We start from the raw sequence: 25,855 nt of genomic DNA, 5'->3' as shown, positions 1-25,855 counted from the left end.
CGCGCCCCTAGGTGGGCTAGTCGTACGCCCGTTTACCAGCACAAGGAGTTGCCGTTGTGACCGAGCACGTCGAGTGGAGTGAGCCGGAAGCCGGGCCCGCCCCCGTTTCTGCCGCCGTCACGCCTGCCGACGCCGCCGATGCCGCTCGGCTTGTTGCCTTTGGGCTACAGCCGAAACTGCAGCCCGCCCGCGATCAGGAGTACAGCGAGCTGCTGCGGCGCTACCGCGAGGACCCTCCGTTCGCCCGGCTCGCAGATGCCGTGGCCACCGGCCTCGGTCTTGTCGTGCTCGAAGTGTCCCCGCGCGCGGGGATGGCCGTGACCGCCGCCGAGGACTCCGTGTTCGCCGTGCGGATGGGCGACTACGCGCGACGCACGTCCGCCGACGGATCGGACCGGTTCCTGCACGGGCTGGCCCATCTCGCCGTGGCCGCCATGGCGTTCCCGCGCCCCGAGGACCTCGCCGACGACGGGTACATCGGACGGGTGAGCGTCAACGGCGTCGACGCGTTCGTCCGGCAGGCCTGCCGGCGGCTGGAGGAGCGGGCCGACGAACTGGGCGAGAACACCGACCCCGCGACCGACGCGCCCGGGCTCGAGGCCGCCTGGCGGATCTGGGTGAGACGCAGCGCGACCGGTGCGACCAAGGACGCGCGCAGACTCGCGGGCTCCACCACCGGCATCGTCGGCAAGGCCGTCGCCTTCCTCACCGACTCCGGGTTCCTCCAGCGCACCGGCGACGACAACGGCGGCACCTACCGCACGACGGCCCGCTACCAGCTCCAGGTGCGGGACATGGCCGGCAGCGCCGCCATGGCCGAACTGCTGGAACTGGGCGTCGTCCCGGTCACCGACGGCACACCGACGCTGCTGCCCGCCGAGGACACCCACGACGAGCTGGTGGCCGACGCCGGACTGCCGTTCCACTCCTGAACTCCCCCACCTGCCGAAGACTTACGAGAGTCCGCCATGTACGAGCTGTCCCGGGTCCGCCTCTACTCCATCGGCCCCGCCGGTGCGCGCTATGCCGACACCGTGCTTGACCTGCGCGGCGTCGGCGCGGAAGTGCCCGACCCCGCCCCCACCCAGGCGGAGTTCTTCGCAGACGAGCCCGTCGGCCCGCCGCGCCGCCCCGCGCCCGCCGGCGTGCTCTTCCTGGAGAACGGCGGCGGCAAGTCCGTACTGCTCAAGCTGATCTTCTCCGTCATGCTGCCGGGGCACCGCAACACCCTCGGCGGGGCCAGCTCCGGTGTGCTGCGCAAGTTCCTGCTCGCCGACGACTGCGGGCACGTCGCGCTGGAGTGGCAGCACACGCTGACCGGCGAGTGTGTCGTCGTCGGCAAGGTGAGCGAGTGGCGCGGGCGGCAGGTCTCCAACGACCCGCGGAAGTTCGCCGAGGCCTGGTACTCCTTCCGGCCCGGGCCCGGACTGTCCCTGGACAACCTGCCCGTCGCCGAGTCCACCGCCGTACGGCCGGCCGTCGAGGGCGTCTCCGGAGCGCTGGGCCGACGCCGCACCATGAAGGGCTTCCGGGACGCCATCACCGAGGCGGGCAAGGCGTATCCGCACCTGGAGGTGCACTGGGAGGAGATCCACGACCGCTGGATCGAGCACCTCGGCGACCTCGGCCTCGACCCCGAACTCTTCCGCTACCAGCGGGAGATGAACGCCGACGAGGGTGAGGCCGCCGGCCTCTTCGCGGTCAAGAAGGACTCCGACTTCACCGACCTGCTGCTGCGGGCCGTGACCGACACGCGGGACACCGACGGGCTCGCCGACCTCGTCAGCGGCTTCGGCAACAAGCTGGGCCGCCGGGCCGAGCTGATCGCCGAACGGGACTTCACCGCCGGGTCGGTGGACCTCCTCGGACGCATCGTCGAGGCCGCCGAGGCACGCTCACGCGCGCGTGACATCCACACCGGTGCCGAACGTCGTACGCGGACGCTGGCCCGCAGACTCTCCGCGCGCGGCGCCCGGGAGCGGGTGCGCGCCGCCGACCTCGCGCAGCGGGTCACGGCCGCCGCGTACGCGGTCACGCACGCCGAGGGCTCGCGGGAGCGCAGCGCGCTGATCGCGGCCGAACTCGCCTACCGGCACGCCTCGCTGGCGCTCGCCGCCGCCGAGAAGTCCGCCGCCGCGCAGAAACGCGAGCTCGCCGACGCCCGTACCCTGCACGCGGCCTGGCAGGCCGCCGAGGCCGTACTGCGACACCGCGCCGCCGCCGACCGCGTCGCCCGCGTGTCCGCCGCGATCCAGGAGGCCGAGCGGGACGCGGCCCCCGCGCTGGCCGCCCGGGCCAGGGCCGCCGTCGATCTCGTACGGGCCCTGCACGCGGCCGCGGAGAGCGCCGAGAGCCTCGCCAACGAGGGAGAGGAGCGGTCCGCCGCCCTTCAGGAGGTCGGCGAGGCCGCACACCGGGACGCCACCGTCGCCGCCACCGAGGCGCAGCGCGCCCGCAGCGAAGTCGGGCACCTGCGGCAGCGGCTGAGCGAGGTCGAGCAGGAGACCACCGAGGCCGTACGGGCCGGCTGGCTGGACGACAGCGCGCCCGACGCCGACCCGGCGCGCGCGGCCCTCGCGGCCAGCGACGCCGAGAAGACGGCCGTCGCCGCCTGGGACGCCGCGCGCGAGGCCTCTCACCGGGCCGGCGAGCACGCGCGCGAAGCGGGCTCCGCGGAGTCCCGCGCCGAGCTGACGGCCGCACGTGCCGCGGACGCGGCCACGGCCGCCGAGCGGTCCTACGAGGCCGAGAAGCGGCTCGCCGAAGGGCTGGCGGCAGAGCCGCGACTCGCGGAACTGCTCAGCCTGACCGGGACCTCCGAGACCGGGCACGGGGGAGTGCCGGTACCCCGGGCGGGCGCCGACGGCACGAAGAAGGACGGTCCGGCCGGGCGCGACGGCGGCGAGGAGACCCTCACCCCCGAGGAACTCGACCGGTTCGCCGACGAGTTGCGCGAGCTGCTCGACGACGCCGTCTCCGCCGCCGAACGCCACCTCTTCGAGCTGCGCACCGCCGCCGCCGACGACTCCCGCATCCTCGGCGCCCTCGGTGACGGCGGACTGCTGCCGCCGGGCCCGGACGTGCTGGCCACCGTGGAGTTCCTCGGGGAGCACGGCATCCCGGCGCTCCCCGGCTGGCGCTACCTCGCCCAGGCCGTCGACCCCGCCGACCACGCACGCGTGCTGGCCGCCCGGCCCGAGCTCGTCGACGGCGTGATCATCACCGACCCCGACACGCACGCACGGGCCCGCGAGGCGCTCAACGAGGCGGCGCTGCTCCCGCGGTCCGCCGTCGCCGTCGGTACGGCCGCCGCCCTGCTCGCCCCGACTCCGGCGCCCGGGACCGGGAGCGAGGCCGTCTTCCTCGTACCGCCGAACCCGGCCATGCACGACGAGCACGCCGCCGACGAGGAGCGACAGACACTGCGGGCCCGGGCGACCGAGCGCGACGACGAGATCCGCTCGCTCGCGGCCCGGCTCGCCAAGGACCGGGAACTGGCCGCACGGCTGGCCTCCTGGCGTACCGGCTGTCCTGCCGGGCGGCTGGTCGAGCTGGCGCAGACCGCGCACGACACGCGCGCCTTCGCGGAGGAGTCGGAGGCCGAGCTGGCCGAGGCGCGGACCGTGCGGGCCGAGGCCGACGAGGCCGCGGCCGAGGCCGTGCAGGTGCGCGACGAGCGCCAGGAGGCCGCCCAGAAGGCCCGGCGTGCCGCCGACGCCCTCGCGGGGCTCGCCTTCCGGCTGCGTGAGCGGGCCGGCTGGCAGGTCAAGCTGCGCGAACTCGCCGACGAGGCCACCGAGTCGGAGACCCGTGCCCAGACCTGTCTGGAGCGCGCCCGGGCCGCCGACGAGGACCGGCGTGCCGCTCAGCGGGCCGCCGACGACGCCCGGCGCACCGCACGTGCGCTGCGCGCCGAGCGCTCGGAGATCGCGGGCGCCCCCGACGACGTGCCGGAGAGCGACGCCGACGACCCGAAGGCCTCGCTGCCCGCCCTGAGGGAGGCCTATCGGGCCGCCTCGCAGCTGTACGAGAAGGTCGGGGTCGGCGCCGACCTGCGGGCCGAGCAGGCCCGCGCGGAGAGCGAGTCCAGCGCGGCGCTGGCCGACCTGGACCGGCTCAGCAACAAGGTCCGCACCCGCGCGGAGCAGCTCCTGCAGTCGCCCGACGGTTCCGACGGGCCGTCCCGGCAGGCCGCCGCCGCCCGGGCCGAGGAGCTGGTGCAGCTTCTGGAGACGCGGATGTCCACCGCGAGCGAGCAGCTCGGACGGCTGCGCGGTGAGGCCGAGCGGCACGCGCCCGAGGACGGTGCGGCGCACACCGAGCTGTCCGAGGAGCTGGAGCCCCGGGACGCCGAGCACGCACAGGCGCTGCTGCGCACGGCGACCGCCGAACTCGCCTCCCGCACCGAGGCGTTGACGCAGGCCAGGGAGGCGCACACCGAGCTCCTGGACGCCCACCGCGGCGCCGAGGACGCGGCCGGCGGCTTCGACGAGATCGCCGCGATGCTGCGCGACCTGCTGCGCGAGCACACCCCCGACGAGGACCAGGAGGAGCCGGAGCCGTACCCGGGCAGTCCGGAGGAGGCCCGGCAGTCCGCCGCCGAGGCCCGCAGGTCGCTGCGCGGCTGCGCCGCCGACCTGTCCGCCGCCGAGACCGCCGTACGCGAGGCGAGCGACATCCTCGTCCGCCACGCCAACTCCACGCGCTACGAGCAGGTCCGCACCCCCGCGCGTCAGCAGATCCGCGAACTTCCCGCGTCCGCGCTGCCGGAGCACGCTCAGAAGTGGGCGGACGCCTTCGCGCCCCGACTGCGGGTCCTCACCGACGAGTTGGCGCAGCTGGAGCGGAACCGGGACTCGATCGTCGACCGGTTGCGCGGGCTCGTCGAGTCGGCGCTCGCGACCCTGCGATCCGCTCAGCGGCTGTCCCGGCTGCCCGAGGGGCTCGGCGAGTGGTCCGGGCAGGAGTTCCTGCGGATCCGCTTCGAGGAGCCCGACCAGGCGACGCTGACCGAGCGGCTGGGTGAGGTCATCGACGAGGCCACGCGCGCGGCGGTGAAGAAGAACTCCGACCTGCGGCGCGACGGGATGTCCCTGCTGCTGCGGGGAGTCGGGGCCGCACTGCAGCCCAAGGGGATCGCCGTCGAGATCCTCAAGCCGGACGCCGTGCTGAGAGCCGAGCGTGTGCCGGTCGGGCAGATGGGCGATGTGTTCTCCGGCGGTCAGCTGCTCACGGCGGCCATCGCGCTGTACTGCACCATGGCCGCGCTGCGGTCGAACGACCGGGGCCGCGACAAGCACCGGCACGCGGGCACGCTCTTCCTGGACAACCCGATCGGTCGAGCCAACGCGACCTATCTGCTGGAACTCCAGCGCGCGGTGTCGGATGCCCTGGGTGTCCAACTCCTTTACACCACGGGCCTGTTCGACACCACGGCACTCGCCGAGTTCCCGCTGGTCATCAGGTTGCGCAATGACGCCGACCTCAGGGCGGGCCTGAAGTACATCAGCGTGGAGGAGCACCTGCGCCCGGGACTGCCGCAGCAGACCCGGTCGGAGGAAGCGGGCCACAGCGAGATCACGGCGACACGGATGTTCAAGCGGCCGACGCAGACGACGTCCTGAGCGCAGGGCCGGTGCGTGGGCCGGTGTCGCCTCTCAGGAGTGCGACAACTGCCCCGCGCGGCCCCGCCGCTGTATCCGGGCCTGTGCCCGCTCCGCGGACCGCGCCTGGCGCCGGGCCCTGCGCCGCTCGCGCCGCAGGGCCCGGGCGGTGCTGCTCGGGACCGACACGACGCCGTTGCGCTGGTTCCACACCTGACGGGTCACCCAGATGTCCAGGGCGCCCCACGTCGCCACCACGGTGCTCGCCACACTGCTGAGGACCATCGGGAACGCCAGCCAGGAGCCGGCCAGTGTGCACAGGAACGCCACCATCGCCTGGATCAGCGTCACAGCGATGATCAGGACCGCCCGCACGGCCGACCTGCGCACGGGATCGGGCATCCGACGCCGCGGCGCGGCCTCGTCGATCCACAACGGCCGGTAGTACGGCTCCTCTTCCGGCGGGGCATGTTCGGCGGTCCCGGACCGGGTCCCGCCCTCGTGCGCTGGAATGTCGCGATCCAGTGCCTCGGGACTCCGCTGCTCCGTCAGTTGCGCCGCAGCGCCGTCCACGAGCGCCTTTTGCCGCTCCGCCGTGCCCATCACCGTGTCACTCCCCACCGCCGGCAGACCCCATGCTCCGTGTGCGAACACACGTCTCCCCAGTGGCTGCCCGGCTTGCGCTGTTTTACGCCGCCCGGATGCGGGATGCGGCTCGTGTGGCCGATTCTGCATCCATTTCCCGAAGAGAAGGACGAACGATACGCTCTGAAGATTCCCAAGAAACGAAAAATTCTGGCCAACTGGTCAGCCGTTACGGCCGGATCGGTGTGAGCTGTCGAAGCGTGTTTCGGGGAGGCAATCTCCCGCAATGCCCGGACAACTCACCATCTCGCGTCACCGGTGCGGAAGTTCGCCTTCCGGACGGGTCTTCGAGTTAACTGCGTGACGGTAGTAGGCTCGCGCCGTTTGTTGACGTACATGTGTACCCCCGGCCGACGGGGGTCGAGCTGGGGGAGGCCATGCGCTTTCGCGGGAAGTCGATCCGCCGGAAGATCGTGGCGCTGCTTCTCGTGCCGCTGGTGTCCCTGACAGCGATCTGGGGCTTCGCCACGGTACTCACGGGACGGGCGGTCGCCCAGCTGTTCCATGTGTCGACGGTCGTGGAGGACCTCGGTTATCCCGCCGAGGACACCGTCCGCGTCCTCCAGCAGGAACGCCGTCAGACCCTCGTCTATCTGGCCGACCCACGGGCCTCGGACGCGCTCGCCTCGCTCCGTGAGACCCGCACGGCCACCGACGACGCCATCGCCAAGATCCGTAAGAGCGCGAAGGACCCCGACCTCCGCGACGGCATGGACCAGGACGACGAGGAACGTCTCACCGCTGTACTGGACGCCTTCGACGGCATCGACTCCCTGCGCCGCAGCGTCGAGGAGGACGCGGTGAACCGGGTCCAGGCCCTCGAGCGCTACAACCGCCTCGTGGATCCCTGCTACGCCCTGCTGGCCTCCCTCGACGGCGTGGACAGCGTCGAGATGGACAAGCAGGCCCGCGCCCTCGTCAACATCACCCGCGCTCGCGAACTCCTCTCCCGCGAGGACGCCCTGCTCGGCTCCGCCCTCGTGGTCGGCGATCTGACGCACGGAGAGATCCGCGAGGTCTCCGACCTGATCGCGCAGCGCACCGTGCTGTACGACATCAGCCTGCCGGTGCTGCCCGCGGCGGAACGCGAGCGCTACGACCGGTTCTGGAAGAACGCGTCCACGGCGTCGCTGCGCTCCGCGGAGAAGATCGTCGTCGACTCCGAGCCCGGCGCCCCCCGTTTCATCTCCGCCAAGAGCTGGGACGCCACCGCCGCCACCGTGCTCGAAGAACTCGCCACCCTCAACGACCAGGCGGGCGACCGCTATCAGGACCGGGTGCAGCCGGTGGCGATGGGCGTCATCCTCAAGGCGGCCTTCGCCGGTGTCCTCGGCCTGCTCGCCCTGCTGTTCTCGGTCGTCCTGTCCGTGCGTATCGGCCGCGGTCTCATCCGCGACCTGCGGCAGCTGCGCCTGGAGGCCCACGAGGCGTCCGGCGTACGGCTCCCGAGCGTCATGCGCAGGCTGTCCGCGGGCGAACAGGTCGACGTGGAGACCGAGGTCCCGCGTCTGGAGTACGACAAGAACGAGATGGGCGAGGTCGGCCAGGCCCTCAACACCCTGCAGCGCGCCGCCGTCGAGGCCGCCGTCAAGCAGGCCGAACTCCGCGGCGGGGTCTCCGAGGTCTTCGTGAACCTCGCCCGCCGCAGCCAGGTGCTCCTGCACAAGCAGCTCACCCTGCTCGACACCATGGAGCGCCGGACCGAGGACACCGACGAACTCGCCGACCTGTTCCGCCTCGACCACCTGACCACCCGGATGCGCCGCCATGCCGAGGGCCTCGTGATCCTCTCCGGCGCCGCCCCCTCCCGGCAGTGGCGCAAGCCCGTCCAGCTCATGGACGTCGTACGCGCCGCCGTCGCCGAGGTCGAGGACTACGAGCGCATCGAGGTCCGCCGGCTGCCGCGGGTCGCCGTCACCGGTCCGGCGGTCGCGGACCTCACCCACCTGGTCGCCGAACTCCTGGAGAACGCCACGGTGTTCTCCCCGCCGCACACCGCGGTCCAGGTGCTCGGCGAGCGCGTCGCCAACGGCTTCACCCTGGAGATCCACGACCGCGGCCTCGGCATGGCGGCCGACGCCCTCCTGGACGCCAACCTCCGGCTCGCGGAGACACCGGAGTTCGAGCTGTCCGACACCGACCGGCTGGGCCTGTTCGTGGTCAGCCGGCTCGCCCAGCGGCAGAACGTCCGGGTCTCGCTCCAGCCGTCGCCGTACGGCGGCACGACGGCCGTCGTGTTCATCCCGAACACCCTGCTGACGGACGACATCCCGGACACCAACGGCCTCGGCTTCCGCCTCGACCGTCCCCAGCCCTCCAAGGAGGCCGAGCTGGAGGAAGCCCGCCGGACCCAGCTCGCCCACGCGGCGCTGCCGCTGCCCGGCCTCACGGGAGGGCTCCTGGACGGCCCCGTCGAGCTGGAGGCGCCCGTCGACCTGGACGCCATCGACGACTTCCCCGGCGCGCTCGACGACGAGGACAGCGAACGCGGCGGACTGTTCCGCCCGCGCCGCTCCCTGGCCCGCACGGACGCCACCCCGGACGAGGACCGCCACGACGCCCCCGACCACGACCAGAACGCCCCGGTGCAACTGCCCCGCCGCCACACCCCCAAGCTGGTCAGCTCGCACGGCCGCCCGGTGACCGAGCAGCGGGAGCAGAGCGACGACGAGGCCCCCGCGGGCCCGAACCGGTCGTTCCCCCAGGAGGCACCGCCCCTGCCCGCCCGCAGGCGCACCACGGGACCGCAGCGCCGCGCCACCGACGTCGCCGACCGCCGGGACGAGCAGCGCGCCGAAGCCCCCACGGCCACGGGACGCGAACTCGGCGGAGCGCCGCACGGAGCCTCCGCCCTCCCCAGACGCACCCGGCGCGCCGAGATCGCGTCGAGCGGTGCCCCCGAGCCCTTCAAGGCCGCTCCAGAAGGCGTCGCACCCCACCGGAGCGGCCCCGGCGCCGCCCTGGAGCGGACCGGCTCCCGCCCCGGGCCCCAGGAGACCGGTGCCGAGACCACGCCCCGGCCGATCGGACGCGGTGCCACGACGCGGGAGTCCGCCCCGGGCACCGGCCCGCTGCCCCGCCGCGTACGCCAGGCCAACCTGGCCCCGCAGCTGAAGCAGAGTCCGGCCGGGCGCCGTACCGACGACAGCACGGGGGTCGACGAGCGGGACGCCGACCAGGTACGCAGCCGTATGGCATCGCTCCAGCGCGGCTGGCAGCGCGGCCGTGCGGAGAACGACGCCGCGGGCGACGACACCCACAGCGGCACAGCACCACGAGGAACTAAGGGGGACGGTCGATGACCGCACCGAAGGCGACCGGCCACAGCACAACCAACTCCGGCGAGCTCAACTGGCTCCTGGACGACCTGGTCGACCGCGTCGCAAGCATCCGCAAGGCCGTCGTGCTCTCCGGCGACGGGCTGGCGACGGGGGTCTCCAAGGACCTGACGCGGGAGGACGGCGAGCACCTGGCCGCCGTCGCCTCCGGCTTCCACAGCCTCGCCAAGGGCGTGGGCCGCCACTTCGAGGCGGGCAACGTCCGGCAGACGGTCGTCGAACTCGACGACGCCTTCCTGTTCGTCACGGCAGCCGGCGACGGCAGCTGCCTCGCCGTCCTGTCCGACGCGGACTCCGACGTCGGCCTGGTCGCCTACGAGATGACGCTCCTCGTCAAGCGGGTCGGTGTACATCTGGCATCGACTCCGCGCACCGATCTGCCTCAGAGCGGGTAGTGAGATGACATGAGCACAGACGGTCAGGGAAGAAGTCACTGGTTCGACGACGAGGCCGGACCGGTCGTCCGTCCGTACGCCATGACGCGTGGCCGCACCACCAGTGCGGCCCAGCACCGCCTCGACCTCATCGCGGTGGTCGTCGCGGAGACGCAGGCGGACGACCCCGAGGGCGACCACACGCTGTCCCCGGAGCACGTGGACATCGTCGACCTGTGCCGGGACGCCCCGCAGTCGGTCGCCGAGCTGTCCTCCGAACTCGACCTGCCCATCGGCGTGGTGCGGGTCCTCGTGGGCGACCTCGTGGACGCGGAGTTCGTCCATGTGAACCGGCCCGTGCCGCCCGCCGAGCTGCCGGACGAGAGCATTCTGCGCGATGTGATCAACGGCCTCCGGGCGCTCTGACCGAGTGCCCCGCCCGCGAAGGCGGTCGTTCCCCCGGCGCCGCGAGCCGCTCACCGACGGTCCCGGGGAACGCGGTCGCACCCCCGCCGTCCCGTCGAGCGGACCAGGCGTCGTCACAGTGCTCCCGATATGATCTGACCGATCGTCGACAACCATCCGCAGACGGTCTGCCGCCACTCTGCGGATACGGTGCCGAACAGCGCGATCGGGGAGACGGACGTGACGACAGGCCGGCAGTTCCGGGTCGACCGGGGCGGCACCTTCACGGACATCGTCGCGCGTCGCCCGGCCGGCCGACCGCTCACGCGCGAACTGCTCTCCGACAACCCGGCCCGCTACGCCGACGCGGCGGCCACCGGGGTCCGTGAACTGCTGAACGGCTCCCAGGACCCCGTGGAAGCCGTCCGCACGGGCACCGTCGTCGCCACCAACGCCCTCCTGGAACGCAAGGGCGAGCGAACCCTCCTGATCGTCACCCGCGGTTGCCGCGACGCCCTGCGCATCGCCTACCAGAACCGCCCCCACATCTTCGCCCGCCCCGGCGACGTACTCGTCATCGAAACCCCCGGCGGCGGAGGCTACGGCCCACCGTCGTCCCACCCCCACCAAGCAGGAGAAGAGACCGATGATCTTCGGGCGTTCTGAGCGCGGCAAGCCCCCGGTCGAGCCCGTCACGTTCAAGATCCTGGTGGCCGGCGGCTTCGGCGTGGGCAAGACCACGCTCGTGGGCGCGGTCAGCGAGATCCGGCCGCTGCGCACCGAGGAACTGCTCACCGAGGCAGGACGCCCGGTCGACGACATCAGCGGTGTCGAGAGCAAGAGCACCACCACCGTGGCCATGGACTTCGGGCGTATCACCCTCCGCGAGGACCTGGTGCTGTACCTCTTCGGGACGCCCGGGCAGGAACGGTTCTGGTTCATGTGGGACGAGCTCTCCGAGGGTGCGCTCGGTGCCGTCGTGCTCGCCGACACCCGCCGCCTGGAGGACTGCTTCGCCGCCGTCGACTACTTCGAGCGGCGCTCCATCCCCTTCGTGATCGGCGTCAACTGCTTCGAGGGCGCCGCCCGTTACCCCGTCGAGGAGGTCCGCCAGGCCCTCGACCTCGACGAGGACGTACCGCTCCTGCTCACCGACGCCCGCGACCGCGCGTCGGTCAAGGAGGTCCTCATCGGCGTGGTCCGGCACGCGATGGCCTACGCGGCGGAGCGCCGCCAGACCGCCGTCACGACCTGACACGGGTACGGCCCGTACCCCCGCCGACCGGGGTACGGGCCGCGTTTCCCGAGCACCACGCGTGCGTGCGGTCGTCGCGGCGCACGCACGCGTGCCGCTAGTTGTCCCCGTCCTCCTGCCAGCCGAAGCTCTTCTCCACGGCCTTGCGCCAGTTGTGGTACTCACGGTCCCGCACCGACGACTCCATGGCGGGCGTCCACTCGACGTCCTTCTGCCAGTGCGACTTGAGCTGGTCCAGGTCGTTCCACACGCCCGTGGCCAGCCCGGCGGCATAGGCCGCGCCCAGGCAGGTCGTCTCGGAGACCTTCGGGCGGACCACCGGCACATCGAGTACGTCCGCCTGATGCTGCATCAGCAGGTTGTTCTTGGTCATGCCGCCGTCGACCTTCAGGGTCGTGATGTGCACCCCGGAATCCTGGAACATGGCGTCCACGACCTCCCGCGTCTGCCAGCTCGTCGCCTCCAGCACCGCGCGCGCGAGGTGTGCCTTCGTCACGTACCGGGTGAGTCCGGTGATGACACCGCGCGCGTCGGAGCGCCAGTAGGGCGCGAACAGACCGGAGAACGCGGGCACGATGTACGCCCCGCCGTTGTCCTCGACACTCGCCGCCAGCGGCTCGATCTCGTCGGCGGTACGGATGATGCCGAGCTGGTCCCGGAACCACTGGACGAGCGCGCCCGTTATGGCGATCGACCCCTCCAGGCAGTAGACCGGCGCCTCGGTGCCGATCTTGTACCCCATCGTCGTCAGCAGCCCGCTCTTCGACGCCACCGGGCGGTTGCCGGTGTTGAGCAGCAGGAAGCTGCCCGTGCCGTAGGTGTTCTTCGCGGTGCCCACGTCGTAGCAGGCCTGTCCGAACACGGCCGCCTGTTGGTCGCCGAGGGCCGAGGCGACCGGCACACCGGCGAGTTGGCCGACAGCGGTGCCGTACACCTCGGCCGAGGACCTGATCTCGGGCAGGATCGCCTCGGGGATGTTCATCGCGGAGAGGATGGACTGGTCCCACTGGAGGGTCTCGAGGTTCATCAGCATGGTGCGGCCGGCATTCGTGACGTCCGTGACGTGCCGTCCGCCGTCCGTGCCGCCGGTGAGGTTCCAGATCAGCCAGGAGTCGATGGTGCCGAAGGCGATCTCGCCGTTGTCGGCACGCGCGCGGAGCCCGGGCACGTTGTCGAGCAGCCAGGCCGCCTTCGGCCCGGAGAAGTACGTGGCCAGCGGCAGCCCGGTCTGCTCACGGAACCGGTCCTGCCCGTCCGAGCCGCCGAGTTGGCTGGTCAGCGCCGCGGTGCGGGTGTCCTGCCACACGATCGCGTTGTGCACGGGCTTGCCGGTGGCGCGGTCCCACAGGACCGTCGTCTCGCGCTGGTTGGTGATGCCGAGTGCGCTGAGCTGGTCGGCGCGCAGTCCGGCCTTGGCGATCGCCCCGGCCACCACCGCCTGCACCTTGGACCAGATCTCGGTGGCGTCGTGCTCCACCCAGCCGGGCTTGGGGAAGATCTGCCGGTGCTCGCGCTGGTCGACGGCGACGATGGCGCCGTCGTGGTTGAAGACGATGCAACGGCTGGAGGTGGTGCCCTGATCGATCGCGGCGACGAACTTGTCCGTCATGACGTCCCCTTCGTCGGATGCTTCAGAACGCTGCGTTGAAGATGACCCCGGACAGGGCTCCGCCGATCAGCGGCCCCACCACCGGGATCCACGCGTAACCCCAGTCCGAGGTGCCCTTGTTGGGGATCGGGAGCAAGGCGTGGGTGATGCGCGGGCCCAGGTCACGGGCCGGGTTGATGGCGTACCCCGTCGGCCCGCCGAGCGACAGACCGATGCCGACCACGAGGAACGCGACGATCAGAATCGCGGTGCCCGACGTACCGAGCCCCTCGGTGAGACCGAAGGCGAGGATCGGCAGCACCAGGCCGACGGTCGCGATGACCTCCGTGATGAGGTTCGCCACGGGATTGCGGATCGCGGGCGCGGTCGCGAAGATCCCCAGCGTCGGCTGCGCCTTGTCCTCCTCGGCGTTGGCCTGGAACTGGGCGAAGTAGGTCAGCCAGCACAGGACCGCGCCGAGGACGGCGCCGACCATCTGCCCGGCGATGTAGATGGGGACCTGGTCCCAGTCGCCCGTGTCGATGGCGATCCCGAGCGTCACCGCCGGGTTGAGGTGGCCGCCGGACAGCGGCGCGGCGGTGTAGGCCCCGGCCAGCACGCCGAAACCCCAGCCGAACGCGATGACCACCCAGCCCGCGTCCTTCGCCTTCGAGTAGTTCAGTACGACGGCGGCGACCACTCCCGCGCCGAAGAGGATCAGGATCGCGGTCCCGATGATCTCACCCAGAAATACGTCTCCGTTGCTCATGGCGGCTCCTAGGCCCTGGCCCGGGGTGATCGACCCCGGTCCTCCGTGCAGGGTGCGTTTCCCATGGCGACTTCAGCCGAAGGCAGGGAGAACCCGCGCCCCGCTCGGCGTCCGTGACGAGCGTGCCGTTACAGCCGAATCGCTTGTGGGGGAACGGACCTTGACTCTGGGGGCCCGCGCAGCGCAGTGCGTGGATACGCCGAGAATGTACGACGATGTCGACTGACATCGGAAGTGTTCACCGGTGTCCAGAAGGCGTCAAGGATGCGGACGGCAACGGTTGGGAGCATGAGCCCGCTTCGCGGCGAGCCGATCAGCGCGGGCGGGGCTCCGCCAGTCGGCCGTCGAGTTCCGGATCAACAGCGGGCCTCGGCCAGGATGTCGCCGGTCTCCAGATTGCGTACCGGCTGGAAGACGAGACGTTCACGCAGGATTTCTGGACGATCACGGAGCGTACGAGAAGGCCCCTGCCCCATCCGGATGCCCGATGAGCCTCACCGCACCGCGATCACGGCCGAACCGTGCCCGAACAGCCCCTGGTTCGCCGAGATCCCCACCCGCGCGCCGGCCACCTGCCGGTCACCCGCCGCACCTCTCAACTGCCAGGTGAGCTCACACACCTGGGCGATCGCCTGCGCCGGCACCGCCTCCCCGAAGGAGGCCAGTCCGCCACTCGCGTTCACGGGTATGCGCCCGCCCAGAGCCGTCGCGCCCTCGCGCAGGAGCTTCGCCCCCTCGCCCTCGCCGCACAGTCCGAGGTCCTCGTACCACTGCAACTCCAGGGCGGTGGAGAGGTCGTAGACCTCGGCGAGGGACACGTCCTCGGGCCCGACACCCGCCTCCTCGTAGGCGGCCCGGGCGATCGACTCCCGGAAGGTGTCGTCGCCGGGCTCCACCGCCACCGCGGAGTCCGTGGCGATGTCGGGCAGGTCCAGCACCGTGCTCGGGTACCGCGGTGTCACCGTCGACACCGCCCGGATCCGCACCGGGTCCACCGTCCCGTGCCGCCGCGCGAACTCCATGCTGGACAGCACCACGGCCGCCCCACCGTCCGAGGTCGCGCAGATGTCGAGCAGCCGGAGCGGATCGGCGACCACGGCGGAGGCGGCGACCTCCTCGGCGGTGACCCGCTTGCGGTAGCGCGCGTTCGGATTCAGCGCGCCCATGGCGGCGTTCTTCACCTTGACCTGCGCGAAATCCTCCGGTGTATCCCCGTGCACGGCCATCCGCCTGCGCGCGTACAGCCCGAAGTACGTCGGATTGGTGGCACCCAGGACGCGGAACCGCAGCCAGTCCGGATCGTCGGGCCGATCTCCGCCCGCCGGCCTGAAGAACCCCTTGGGCGCCGCGTCGGCGCCCACCACGAGCACCACGTCCGCGAGCCCCGAAAGGATCTGCGCCCGCGCGGTGTTGACGGCCTGCGCCCCCGACGCGCACGCCGCGTACACGCTCGTGACCCGGGCCCCCTGCCAGCCCAGCGCTTTCGCGAAGGTGGCCCCGGCCACATACCCCGGATAGCCACCACGCACCGTGTCCGCCCCGACGATCGAACCGACGTCCCGCCATTCCAGCCCGGCATCGGTGAGCGCCGCGCGGGCGGCCGCCACTCCGTACGCGACGAAGCTCCGGCCCCACTTGCCCCACGGATGCATGCCCGCACCGAGCACCGCCACCTCGCCCGTCATGCCGTCACCCCCGTCGTCGGCCGCCACCGCCACGTCGTCCACACCGTCTCCGCGTCCTCATGGAGCACACCGGGAACGAGCTCCACCTCCATGCCCACCGCCAGATCGGCGACAGCGAGCCCCGGAACCCCCTGCCCCAGCACCACGATCCGCTCGGCCTCCAGCTCCACAGCGATCAACGCGTACGCCTCCCACGGAAGTTCCGGATCGGTCACATAGGGTGACGGGGGCCGGTACCGGCTGTCCGTGTAGGACCACACCCGCCCGCGCCGCGACAACGGAACCTCCTCAAGCTCGCCCCCGGGGCACGCGGGATTGCGGCAGTGGGTGTCTTCGCGAGGGAAGAAGACCGAGGCGCAGGCCGAACAGCGGGTGCCGAGGAGATGGAAGTCGCCCTCCTCGCCGGCGAACCAACCTGCCACCACGGGTGTTCGCGCACGTGACACAGTTCCTCCCGGACATAGGATCTGACGGAACGTCAGAAGTGTGTCACGGGAGGCCGGACATGGGCAGAGGCAGAGGCATGACAAGACTCTCCAGCGCAGTACGCGGCCTGGTCACCACCCTCGCCGCACTGCTGACCGTGACCACCGCTGCCACCACCGCCGGGGCGACACCGCAACCCAAGGCGCCGAAGGACTTCGTCGCGCTGAGAACCGTGGATCCCACGATCATCCAGGAGATGCGTTACTTCACTCCGCACAACTTCGTGGGGGAACGCATCGACGGCTACGCGCAGCCGATCTGCATCCTCACCAGACCCGCCGCCGAGGCCCTCCACCAAGCCCAGACGAAGCTGCTCCGACAGGGCTACACCCTCAAGGTCTACGACTGCTACCGACCCCAGCGCGCGGTCGATCACTTCGTCCGCTGGGCAAAGGACCTCGACGACCAGGCCATGAAGGCCGAGTTCTACCCGAACGTCGACAAGACCCGTCTCTTCACGGACGGTTACATCGCCGAGAAGTCCGGCCACAGCCGTGGCTCGACCATGGACCTCACGATCGTGAAGCTCCCCGCGAAGCCGACGCGGCCCTACCACCCCGGCGAAACCCTCGTCCCCTGCTACGCGCCCCAGGACGAGCGCTTCCCCGACAACTCCGTCGACATGGGCACGGGATTCGACTGCTTCGACACCCTCTCCCACACCCTCGACCCCCGCATCCAGGGCGCACAACGAGACAACCGGCTCCTGCTCAAGACCACTCTGGAAAACCTCGGCTTCGTGAACCTGGCCGAGGAATGGTGGCACTACACCTTCAAGCCGGAGCCCTACCCGGACACCTTCTTCGACTTCCCGGTGTCCTGGAAGTCCCTCACGAGCAGACACTGAGCAGCCCCCGGAAGACGCCCTTCCTGTGATCGGATACAGTCCGCCGCGTGTCCGAAACCCAACACCTCACCCCCAACTCCGCGCGCGACTCCCACTGTTCGAGCTGCGGAGCGCCCTACGGAGAGGGCGTCTCCGGTTGGCCCCGCACCTGTCCCGCGTGCTCCACCGTGGCCTACCGCAACCCGCTGCCCGTCGCGGTGGCACTCCAGCCGGTGTACGACACCAAGGGCGCCGCCCTTGTCGTCATCACCCGAACCATCGCCCCCGCGCGCGGGGGCATCGCACTGCCCGGCGGCTACATCGACGACCGGGAGGACTGGCGCCAGGCCGTCGTCCGTGAACTCAAGGAGGAGACCGGTATAGACGCGGCGAGCCGCGACGTACGCCTCGTCGACGCCATGAGCTCGCCCGACGGTCACCTCCTGCTGTTCGGGTCCCTTCCGGAACGCCCGGCAGAAGGCCTGCCCGACTCCGCCGCGACGGACGAGACGGAGGGCTGGCATCTCCTGCGCAGGCCCGAGGAGCTTGCCTTCCCCCTGCACACACGTGCCGTACGGGCCTGGTTCGAGGGCCGGTACATCTGACCTAGCGCTCCCCGGCCCCCCGCACACGCACCGGGTGAGGCGGCGCACTCACGCCGTCCTCACCCTCCCGCTCGACGACCACCTTCCGGCCCTGCCAACGGGCCACGTACCGCTCGATCCCCGGCTCGTCCCACCCGTCACCCACGTCGGGCACGACCAGCCCCCCGCCGGTCCGTCCCCGGGCCGGCGCCCACACCTCCAGCTCCAGGCCGCCGTCCTCCCCGCGTACGGGAAGGACGGCACCCGCGCGCGCGAGCACCGGGATCCGCGACAAGGGGGCGTCCACAAGGACCTGCCCCGGCCCCTGATACGCCTGCTCCGTCACGGTGTCGTACCAGCGCCCGCGCGGCAGCTGCACCGCCCGCCGGTCCGCTCCCGGATCGAGCACCGGCGCCACCAGCAGACTGTCGCCCAGCAGAAACGCGTCCTCGCAGTCACGCAGCGCCCGGTCCTCCGGCGCCCCCCACCACAACGGCCGCACATACGGCGTACCCGTACGCCTCGCCAGATGCGCCAGCGTCACGAAGTACGGCAGCAGCCGCCGGCGTTCCAGAAGGGCCACGCGCGCGTGCTCCAGCACCTCGGGACCGAACTCCCACGGCTCCCGGCGCCCCGCCCGCAGACTCGCGTGCGTACGGAACAACGGCAGATACGCGCCCAGCTGGAACCAGCGCAGATACAGCTCGGGCGACGGACTCCCGTCGAAGCCGCCCACGTCCGGCCCGGCATAGGGCACCCCGCACAGACCGAGCCCCATCACCAGCGACAGCGACGCCCGCAACCCCGGCCAGCCCGTGGCCACGTCACCCGACCACGTTCCCCCATAGCGCTGCATGCCGGCCCACCCGGAGCGCGAGAACACGAACGGGCGCTCCTGGGGCGCCAGTTCCCGCACGCCCTCGTACCCCGCACGGGCCATGCAGAGCGCGTACACGTTGTGGGCCTCGCGATGGTCACCGCCCTGCCCGTCCAGCTGATGCCGCGCCGAACGCGGCAGGGTCGACTCCCCGAAGGCGGCGAAGGAGGTGGGCTCGTTCATGTCGTGCCAGAAGCCCGCGAACCCCTGAGCGAGCCGCTCCTCATAGAGGCGGCCCCACCACTCACGCACACGCGCGTGCGTGAAATCCGGGAAAACCGCCTCACCGGGCCAGCCGACTCCCCGCACGAGCCGCCCGGAAGCGTCCCGTACGAAGGCGTCCTCGGCGACACCACTGTCGAAGACGGCGTTGCCCGGCTCGGCCCGGACCGCCGGGTCCACGATCGACACCAGCCGGATCCCGACCCGCCGCAGCTCCTCGGCGAGCTGGGGCAGCTTGGGGAAGCGCTCCTGGTCGACAGTGAACACCTGGCGCTCGTCATAGTGGTCGATGTCCAGGTGGACGGCGTCCAGCGGCAGGCCGCGCTCCTGGTAGCCCGCGACGATCCGCCGCACCTCCTGCTCGCTCCCGAACCCCCACCGCGCGTGATGGTGCCCCAGCGCCCACGTGGGCGGCAGAGCGGGCGCGCCGGTGAGCGAGGCCCAGGCGAGCAGCACGCGCGCGGGGGTGCCCACCATCACCCAGCAGCGCAGCGGACCACCGGACATCCGCAGCTCGCACGTACCGGCCCGGTCGTGCCCGGAACCGGCACCCTCCTCACCCTCCCGCAACGTCACCGTGCCGTCCCACGACGTGTCGTGGAACGCCAGATGCGTCGCCGCGTCGGACACCACGAACTGCACCGGCATCGTGATGTACAGCGGATCGTCGGCGGGACCGAAGGACCTTCCGGGATCGGTGTTCCACAGCCGGTACGTCCCGTTCCGCAGCCGAGGCCCCGAAGCCCGCCCGCCGAGCCCGAAGAAGCGCGCGTCCGCGGGCACTTCCGACCGCTGCATCCACCGCGCCGCACCACCGCCCACCGGCTCCCACCACCGCGGCGGCAGATCCCGGCGCACCGTCACCCCACCGGGCGTACGCACCTCGATCGCACCGTGCCGCGAGACGACGACCGTCGCCCGTTCGGCCACCACCCGCCAACCGCCGTCCTTGTCGGGCTCCAGCACCGCCCGTGGATCCGGCTCAGGACAGCGCCCCGCCAGCGCGTACGACGGCTCGGGACCCACGCCGTCCCAGCCCCAGAAGACCGCCCCGTTCACCGTGACCGTGATCCGCAGCTCGGAACGGCTGAACCGGACTATCCCGCCGCCGGGCCCCGGCTCGACATCCCGCACCGGCCCGGGCACCCGAGCGCGCTCGGCCCCTCGCGGCGGCAGCCCCGCGGCATCCGCTCGCCGCATACGCCACGAGGCCCGAACGGAACGCAACCCCTGGGCCGCCCCCGCCGAACCGACCGTCTTTATCGAACGCACCAGGTCACGACCGTTCATGCTGCTCACCCTGCCACTGACCGCCCCACGAGCGGGTGTCGTTCAACTGCCGTTCACCCGTGCCGGGACCACATCTTCACGACACCGACTATGTGGGGCGCGCCCTGGTGTGGAAGTCGATCACATGGCATCGTCCGTGTCATCCGCGTCGCGCGCACACCCCAGCCCGTGCGCGGGAGACGCACACGACGCGCACAGTCCGGGAGCCGCCCCATGTCGACCGTGAACCCCCAGCCGCTCTGGCAGCCAGATCCTGAACGCATCGCCCAGGCGCAGGTCACCAGGTTCCACGCCTGGGCGGCCGAGCACCACGGCGCCCCGGCCGAAGGCGGCTACCCCGCCCTGCACCGCTGGTCCGTCGACGAGCTGGACACCTTCTGGAAAGCCGTCACGGAATGGTTCGACGTACGCTTCTCGACCCCCTACGCGCGCGTACTGGGCGACCGCTCGATGCCCGGCGCCCAGTGGTTCCCCGGCGCGACCCTGAACTACGCCGAACACGCGCTGCGCGCGGCCGCCACCCGCGCGGACGAACCGGCCCTCCTGCACGTCGACGAGACCCACGAAGCACGCCCCGTCACCTGGTCCGAACTGCGCCGTCAGGTCGGTTCCCTCGCCGCCGAGCTGCGCGCCCTCGGTGTACGCCCCGGCGACCGCGTCAGCGGCTACCTCCCCAACATCCCGCAGGCCGTCGTCGCCCTCCTCGCCACAGCCGCGGTGGGCGGCGTCTGGACGTCCTGCGCCCCCGACTTCGGCGCCCGCAGCGTCCTCGACCGCTTCCAGCAGGTCGAACCCGTCGTCCTGTTCACCGTCGACGGCTACCGCTACGGCGGCAAGGAGCACGACCGGCGCGACACCGTCGCCGAACTCCGCCGCGAACTGCCCACCCTGCGTGCCGTCGTCCACGTCCCCCTCCTTGGCACCGACGCCCCGGAGGGCGCCCTGGAGTGGTCGGCCCTGACAAGCGCTGACGTGGAGCCCACCTTCGAGCAGGTGCCGTTCGACCACCCCTTGTGGGTGCTCTACTCCTCCGGCACGACCGGCCTCCCCAAGGCCATCGTCCAGTCGCAGGGCGGCATCCTCGTCGAGCACCTCAAACAACTCGGCCTGCACTGCGACCTCGGCCCCGACGACCGCTTCTTCTGGTACACGTCGACCGGCTGGATGATGTGGAACTTCCTCGTCTCCGGCCTCCTCACCGGCACCACGATCGTCCTGTACGACGGCAGCCCCGGCTATCCGGACACCGGCGCCCAATGGCGCATCGCCGAACGCACCCGGGCCACCCTCTACGGCACCTCGGCCGCGTACGTCATGGCCTGCCGCAAGGCGGGCGTGCACCCCGGCCGCGACTTCGACCTCTCCTCGGTGCAGTGCGTGGCCACCACCGGATCACCGCTGCCGCCCGACGGCTTCCGCTGGCTCCACGACGAGGTCCGCGACGACCTCTGGATCGCCTCGGTCAGCGGCGGCACGGACGTCTGCTCCTGCTTCGCGGGCGCCGTCCCCACCCTCCCCGTCCACATCGGCGAACTCCAGGCCCCCGGCCTCGGCACCGACCTGCAGTCCTGGGACCCCAGCGGCAACCCCCTCACCGACGAGGTCGGCGAACTCGTGGTCACCAACCCCATGCCGTCGATGCCGATCCACTTCTGGAACGACCCCGACGGCAGCCGCTACCACGACAGCTACTTCGACACCTACCCCGGCGTCTGGCGCCACGGCGACTGGATCACCGTCACCTCCCGAGGCTCCGTCGTCATCCACGGCCGCTCCGACTCGACGCTGAACCGCCAGGGCGTACGTATGGGGTCCGCCGACATCTACGAAGCCGTCGAACGGCTCCCCGAGATCAAGGAATCCCTCGTCATCGGCATCGAACAGTCCGACGGCGGCTACTGGATGCCCCTCTTCGTCCACCTGGCCCCCGGGGCCGTCCTCGACGAGACCCTGCTCGGCCGCATCAAGCAGACCATCCGCGAACAGCTCTCCCCGCGGCACATCCCCGACGAGGTCATCGAAGTACCCGGCATCCCGCACACCCTCACCGGCAAGCGCATCGAAGTCCCCGTCAAGCGTCTCCTCCAGGGCACCCCCCTCGACAAGGCCGTCAACCCGGGCTCCATCGACAACCTCGACCTGCTCCACTTCTACGAGGACCTGGCCCGCAAGCGCGCCTGACCGACGCGACCGCCGACGCAGTCAGAGCTCCCCTCACTGCGTCGGCGTGCCCACCGCTTTGCTCAGCCCCCGTTGTCAGTGCGCCCGGTTACTGTGAGTGAGCATTGATCGACAGCGCACAGGGGGAAACATGGCGCACACCGACCACCAGACCATGCGACGCGTTCTGCGCCGTGAGATCGCCGGCACCATCGGCCTGCTCACCGACGAGCACGACTTCCGCAGCATGCGGCACTACCGCAGCTTCACCTTCGACGACCACACCCTCTATCTCCAACAGGTGGAGGAACTCCTCAAAACCCGCGCCTCCCAGGGCACCCACACCGCGGTAGCCCTCTTCGACCCACAGGAGTACGCCGACTACTGCGCCGACACCGGCCTCGAACCCGACATCCCCTCCAGCCGCACCCGCTTCACCGCCGAACTCGCCACCACGGGCCCGACCATCCCGTACGACGGACGCCCCCTGGCGGAACTCGTCCCCGACCTGATCGACGAAGCGGTACGGCAAGCCACCTGGGAGTACGCCTCCACACTCCTGGCACGCCTTGGCGCCTGCGCCTCCTGCGGTGAGGACATCGGCCGAGCAGCCTTCGCCCGAGCCTCCGGCCTTCTCGTCCGCATCCTCGACACGGCCCAACCAGGCAACCGACACCTCGTCTGCAGCGTCACGGCGACACCGGAAACACTCGTCTCCGTCCTCCACGCCGACATCAACGCCGACGGCACCACGCAACTCGACGAGGCCGAAGCCCTCGAATTCGCCACGGTCCTGGCTCTCGGCCTGGCGACACACACCCCCGGCGGACTCGTCATGCGGACCAGCGTTCCCGGAACCACCGACCGCATCTACGGCTGGCGGCTACGCGGAGAAGGACTGGAACCCCTCACCGCGGGCGAGGTCTTCGACGCCTACTGCACCGACATCGAATCCGGAGACCTCATCTCACCGGAATCCGGCGTCGACTACTGCGTGCCGCCCGACCTCGGGCCCGACGACCCGACGCCTTCCCACCACCACTGAACGCAGAAGGGGCGCCCCACCCGCAGGTGGAGCGCCCTTCACAAAGCACCGACGACCGATACGGCCGACTACTCGCCGGACAGCACCGCCTGAGCGGCGTTGCGCGCCTCATCGGCACTGTCCGCCGCCCGAGCGGCAGCCGCGGCACGCTCGCACTGCGCAAGCGTGTACTTCGCCAGAGTCGCCCGCACATAAGGAATCGACGCCGCACCCATGGAAAGAGAGGTGACACCCAGACCGGTCAGCACACACGCCAGCAGCGGATCGGACGCTGCCTCACCGCACACACCACAGCTCTTGCCCTCGGCCTTCGCCGCCTCGGCGGACAGCGAGACCAGGTCGAGCAGAGCCGGCTGCCAAGGATCCTGCAGTCGGGACACCGCGCCCACCTGACGGTCCGCGGCGAAGGTGTACTGCGCGAGGTCGTTCGTCCCCAGCGACAGGAACTCGACCTCCTGCAGAACCGAACGCGCCCGCAGGGCCGCCGACGGAATCTCGACCATCGCACCGAACTTCGCCCGCAGCCCCGCCTCACGGCACGCATCGGCGAACGCCTTGGCATCCGCACGGTCCGCCACCATGGGAGCCATGACCTCGAGGTAGACCGGCAGCCCCTCAGCGGCCTTCGCCAGGGCCGTCAGCTGCGTACGCAGCACGTCCGGGTGGTCGAGCAGAGTCCGCAGACCCCGCACACCCAGCGCCGGGTTCGGCTCGTCGCCCGGCGTCAGGAACTCGAGCGGCTTGTCCGCACCGGCGTCCAGCACCCGTACGACGACACGGCCCTCCGGGAAGGCCTCGAGGACCTGTCGGTAGGCGTCGATCTGCTTCTCCTCGGAGGGAGCGTTCTTGCTGTCGTCGAGAAAGAGGAACTCGGTACGGAAGAGACCGACACCCTCCGCACCGGCCTCGACAGCGGCCGGAACGTCCGCGGGGCCGCCGATATTGGCGAGCAACGGCACCTTGTGGCCGTCGGCCGTGGCACCCGGCCCGGTCGACGCCGCGAGCGCGGCCTTGCGCTCGGCGGCGGCAGCCTCCAGCTGGGCCTTCTTCTCCTCGCTCGGATTCACGAAGATGTCGCCGGTGCTGCCGTCCACGGCGATCACGGTGCCTTCCGCGAGCTCACCGGCACCCGGCAGCGCCACCACGGCAGGGACACCGAGTGCTCGCGCCAGGATCGCGCTGTGGCTGGTCGGCCCGCCCTCCTCGGTCACGAAGCCGAGCACCAGAGTGGGGTCCAGCAGAGCCGTGTCAGCGGGCGCGAGGTCACGCGCCACAAGGACATACGGCTCGTCACTGTCCGGAATGCCCGGCATGGGCACCCCGAGCAGACGGGCGACGATACGGTTCCGCACGTCGTCGAGGTCCGCGACACGTCCGGCGAGGTACTCACCGGCACCCGCCAGCAGCTCGCGGTACGCGGCGAACGCGTCGTACACAGCCCGCTCGGCCGTGCTGCCGACGGCGATGCGCCGATCCACGTCGGCCATCAACTCGGGGTCCTGGGCCATCAGGGCCTGCGCCTCGAGCACCGCCTGCGCCTCGCCGCCGGCCAGATTGCCGCGCGCCGTCAGGTCGGCCGCCACAGCTTCCACTGCCTTGCGGGCGTTCCCCTGTTCACGCTCCGCGTCCTGAGCCGGGATCTGCTTGGCAGGCGGCTCCAGGACCGCCGTTCCCATGTGCCGAACCTCGCCGATCGCCACACCATGGCTCACGCCGACGCCTCGCAGCGTTGTCTCCATCTCACCCGTCTCCGATAGTGCGGCGGGTCCCGCCGCCGCGATGGTTGCCACTACTTCCCGTCCCAGGACGGAGTTGATGTCACTTCCAGGCGAAGAGACTGTCGCCGGCCTTCACATCGCCGTCGTCACGCAGTTCGGAGAGCGCTTCGGCGGTGGCTTCGAGCGCCACGATCGGGCACACCGGGGACTTGCCGGCAGCCTCCACGGCGGCCGGGTTCCAGCGCACGATGCTCTGGCCGCGCGTCACGGTGTCGCCCTTGTTCACGAGCAGCTCGAAACCCTCGCCGTTCAGCTGGACGGTGTCGATACCCAGGTGAGTGAGCACACCGTGACCCTGATCGTCGACGATGACGAAGGCGTGGGGGTGGAGCGAGACGATGACTCCGTCCACGGGCGCGACAGCCTCAGAGGCCTCGCGCACGGGGTCGATCGCCGTACCCGGGCCGACCATGGCCCCGGAGAAGACCGGATCGGGCACAGCTGCCAGTCCGATGGCGCGTCCTGCAAGCGGGGACGTCACGGTGGTCATGGGAAGCCTCCCAGGGGTGGAGATCGATATGCGTCGTCACTGCCTGTCGAGGACGGCGCACTGTGAGCAGCGTAAGTCATATGAACTGACGGTTCCGCATGGAAGATACCGTGAAGTGGTCTAGACCACCAGTCCAATCGATTTGCACGCGCTTCGGGGCCGCGTGTAGAGTCGTACTCCTGCTTGAGGCCGAGCGGCGCTAGCAAGCGCCCTTGCTCAGCAGCAACCAAACTTGTCAGATCCTAACTCGGGGTCACCTTCTGCATGTCCGCAGGAGAGTGGTCAGGGGGCCGGAAAAACACTGATAGAGTTTGGAACAGCGAAGGGAAGCGCCCGGAGGAAAGCCCGAGAGGGTGAGTACAAAGGAAGCGTCCGTTCCTTGAGAACTCAACAGCGTGCCAAAAATCAACGCCAGATTAGTTGATACCCCGTCTC

18 protein-coding genes and 1 pseudogene are annotated in these 25,855 nt (G+C 71.0%); 11 read left to right on the top strand and 8 right to left on the bottom strand.

Annotated features, from left to right (window positions below; genetic code table 11):
• Window positions 1–56 precede the first annotated feature (56 nt).
• Complete coding sequence (locus tag OG381_RS10300; protein ID WP_327715823.1) at window positions 57–932, top strand: hypothetical protein; 876 nt, start codon at window positions 57–59, stop codon at window positions 930–932.
• A gap of 36 nt (window positions 933–968) precedes the next feature.
• The gene (locus tag OG381_RS10295) at window positions 969–5,624 is read left to right on the top strand and encodes a hypothetical protein (protein ID WP_327715822.1); all 4,656 of its coding nucleotides are present in this window, start codon (window positions 969–971) and stop codon (window positions 5,622–5,624) included.
• A gap of 33 nt (window positions 5,625–5,657) precedes the next feature.
• Here the strand turns inward: OG381_RS10295 and OG381_RS10290 are convergent, their stop codons facing one another.
• Complete coding sequence (locus tag OG381_RS10290; RefSeq protein WP_327722432.1) at window positions 5,658–6,206, bottom strand: hypothetical protein; 549 nt, start codon at window positions 6,204–6,206, stop codon at window positions 5,658–5,660.
• Window positions 6,207–6,625: 419 nt separating this feature from the next.
• On the opposite strand from OG381_RS10290, the gene OG381_RS10285 reads away from it, so the two are divergent.
• The 5 genes and pseudogenes from OG381_RS10285 to OG381_RS10265 all read left to right on the top strand — a co-directional run bounded on the left by OG381_RS10285 (window position 6,626) and on the right by OG381_RS10265 (window position 11,620).
• Window positions 6,626–9,550, top strand: a complete 2,925-nt coding sequence (locus tag OG381_RS10285; RefSeq protein WP_327715821.1) for a nitrate- and nitrite sensing domain-containing protein — start codon at window positions 6,626–6,628, stop codon at window positions 9,548–9,550.
• Entirely contained in the window at window positions 9,547–9,981 is a 435-nt protein-coding gene (locus OG381_RS10280; protein WP_307033440.1) for a roadblock/LC7 domain-containing protein, read from the top strand. Before OG381_RS10285 ends, OG381_RS10280 begins: the two co-directional genes overlap by 4 nt.
• 9 nt (window positions 9,982–9,990) lie before the next feature.
• Window positions 9,991–10,386 carry a DUF742 domain-containing protein gene (locus tag OG381_RS10275; protein WP_266832806.1) on the top strand — a complete coding sequence of 132 codons (396 nt, stop codon included), beginning with the start codon at window positions 9,991–9,993 and terminating at the stop codon, window positions 10,384–10,386.
• A gap of 219 nt (window positions 10,387–10,605) precedes the next feature.
• Window positions 10,606–10,923 (top strand): annotated as a pseudogene (locus tag OG381_RS10270) (hydantoinase/oxoprolinase N-terminal domain-containing protein); the annotation flags it as partial.
• Window positions 10,924–11,011: 88 nt separating this feature from the next.
• Window positions 11,012–11,620 carry a GTP-binding protein gene (locus OG381_RS10265; protein WP_307033444.1) on the top strand — a complete coding sequence of 203 codons (609 nt, stop codon included), beginning with the start codon at window positions 11,012–11,014 and terminating at the stop codon, window positions 11,618–11,620.
• A 97-nt stretch (window positions 11,621–11,717) separates the two neighbouring features.
• Here the strand turns inward: OG381_RS10265 and glpK are convergent, their stop codons facing one another.
• From glpK to OG381_RS10245, 4 genes are all read right to left on the bottom strand, one after another.
• On the bottom strand, window positions 11,718–13,229 hold the full coding sequence (gene glpK, locus OG381_RS10260) for a glycerol kinase GlpK (protein ID WP_327715820.1): 1,512 nt from the start codon (window positions 13,227–13,229) through the stop codon (window positions 11,718–11,720).
• Between the two features lie 22 nt (window positions 13,230–13,251).
• A complete protein-coding gene (locus tag OG381_RS10255; protein ID WP_327715819.1) occupies window positions 13,252–13,977 on the bottom strand; it encodes an MIP/aquaporin family protein in 726 nt (241 codons plus the stop codon).
• A gap of 494 nt (window positions 13,978–14,471) precedes the next feature.
• Window positions 14,472–15,662, bottom strand: a complete 1,191-nt coding sequence (locus OG381_RS10250) for a lipid-transfer protein (RefSeq protein WP_327722431.1) — start codon at window positions 15,660–15,662, stop codon at window positions 14,472–14,474.
• The gene (locus OG381_RS10245) at window positions 15,659–16,087 is read right to left on the bottom strand and encodes a Zn-ribbon domain-containing OB-fold protein (protein ID WP_327722430.1); all 429 of its coding nucleotides are present in this window, start codon (window positions 16,085–16,087) and stop codon (window positions 15,659–15,661) included. Before OG381_RS10245 ends, OG381_RS10250 begins: the two co-directional genes overlap by 4 nt.
• A 98-nt stretch (window positions 16,088–16,185) precedes the next feature.
• Here OG381_RS10245 and OG381_RS10240 point away from each other — a divergent pair, with 98 nt between their 5' ends.
• Window positions 16,186–16,995, top strand: coding sequence for a M15 family metallopeptidase (locus OG381_RS10240; protein ID WP_327715818.1), 810 nt, complete (start codon window positions 16,186–16,188; stop codon window positions 16,993–16,995).
• 47 nt (window positions 16,996–17,042) lie between these two features.
• Window positions 17,043–17,579: an NUDIX domain-containing protein gene (locus OG381_RS10235; protein ID WP_327715817.1), complete on the top strand. Its 537-nt coding sequence runs from the start codon at window positions 17,043–17,045 to the stop codon at window positions 17,577–17,579.
• A gap of 1 nt (window position 17,580) precedes the next feature.
• Here OG381_RS10235 and OG381_RS10230 read toward each other — a convergent pair whose 3' ends face one another.
• Window positions 17,581–19,947 carry a glycoside hydrolase family 31 protein gene (locus tag OG381_RS10230; RefSeq protein ID WP_327715816.1) on the bottom strand — a complete coding sequence of 789 codons (2,367 nt, stop codon included), beginning with the start codon at window positions 19,945–19,947 and terminating at the stop codon, window positions 17,581–17,583.
• 213 nt (window positions 19,948–20,160) lie between these two features.
• Between OG381_RS10230 and OG381_RS10225 the strand changes: the two genes are divergently transcribed.
• Together OG381_RS10225 and OG381_RS10220 are read left to right on the top strand one after the other, a co-directional pair.
• Window positions 20,161–22,128, top strand: a complete 1,968-nt coding sequence (locus OG381_RS10225; protein WP_327715815.1) for an acetoacetate--CoA ligase — start codon at window positions 20,161–20,163, stop codon at window positions 22,126–22,128.
• A 130-nt stretch (window positions 22,129–22,258) separates the two neighbouring features.
• Window positions 22,259–23,152: a hypothetical protein gene (locus OG381_RS10220; protein ID WP_327715814.1), complete on the top strand. Its 894-nt coding sequence runs from the start codon at window positions 22,259–22,261 to the stop codon at window positions 23,150–23,152.
• Window positions 23,153–23,220: 68 nt separating this feature from the next.
• Here OG381_RS10220 and ptsP read toward each other — a convergent pair whose 3' ends face one another.
• On the bottom strand, window positions 23,221–24,891 hold the full coding sequence (ptsP, locus tag OG381_RS10215) for a phosphoenolpyruvate--protein phosphotransferase (RefSeq protein ID WP_327715813.1): 1,671 nt from the start codon (window positions 24,889–24,891) through the stop codon (window positions 23,221–23,223).
• 79 nt (window positions 24,892–24,970) lie between these two features.
• Entirely contained in the window at window positions 24,971–25,420 is a 450-nt protein-coding gene (locus OG381_RS10210) for a PTS sugar transporter subunit IIA (RefSeq protein WP_327715812.1), read from the bottom strand.
• Between the last annotated feature and the right edge of the window lie 435 nt (window positions 25,421–25,855).

Origin of the sequence: Streptomyces sp. NBC_00490, assembly GCF_036013645.1 — a bacterium.
GTDB lineage: Bacteria > Actinomycetota > Actinomycetes > Streptomycetales > Streptomycetaceae > Streptomyces > Streptomyces canus_F.
The sequence above is the reverse complement of the archived record's forward strand: the minus strand, read 5'-3'. Positions and strand labels throughout refer to the sequence as shown.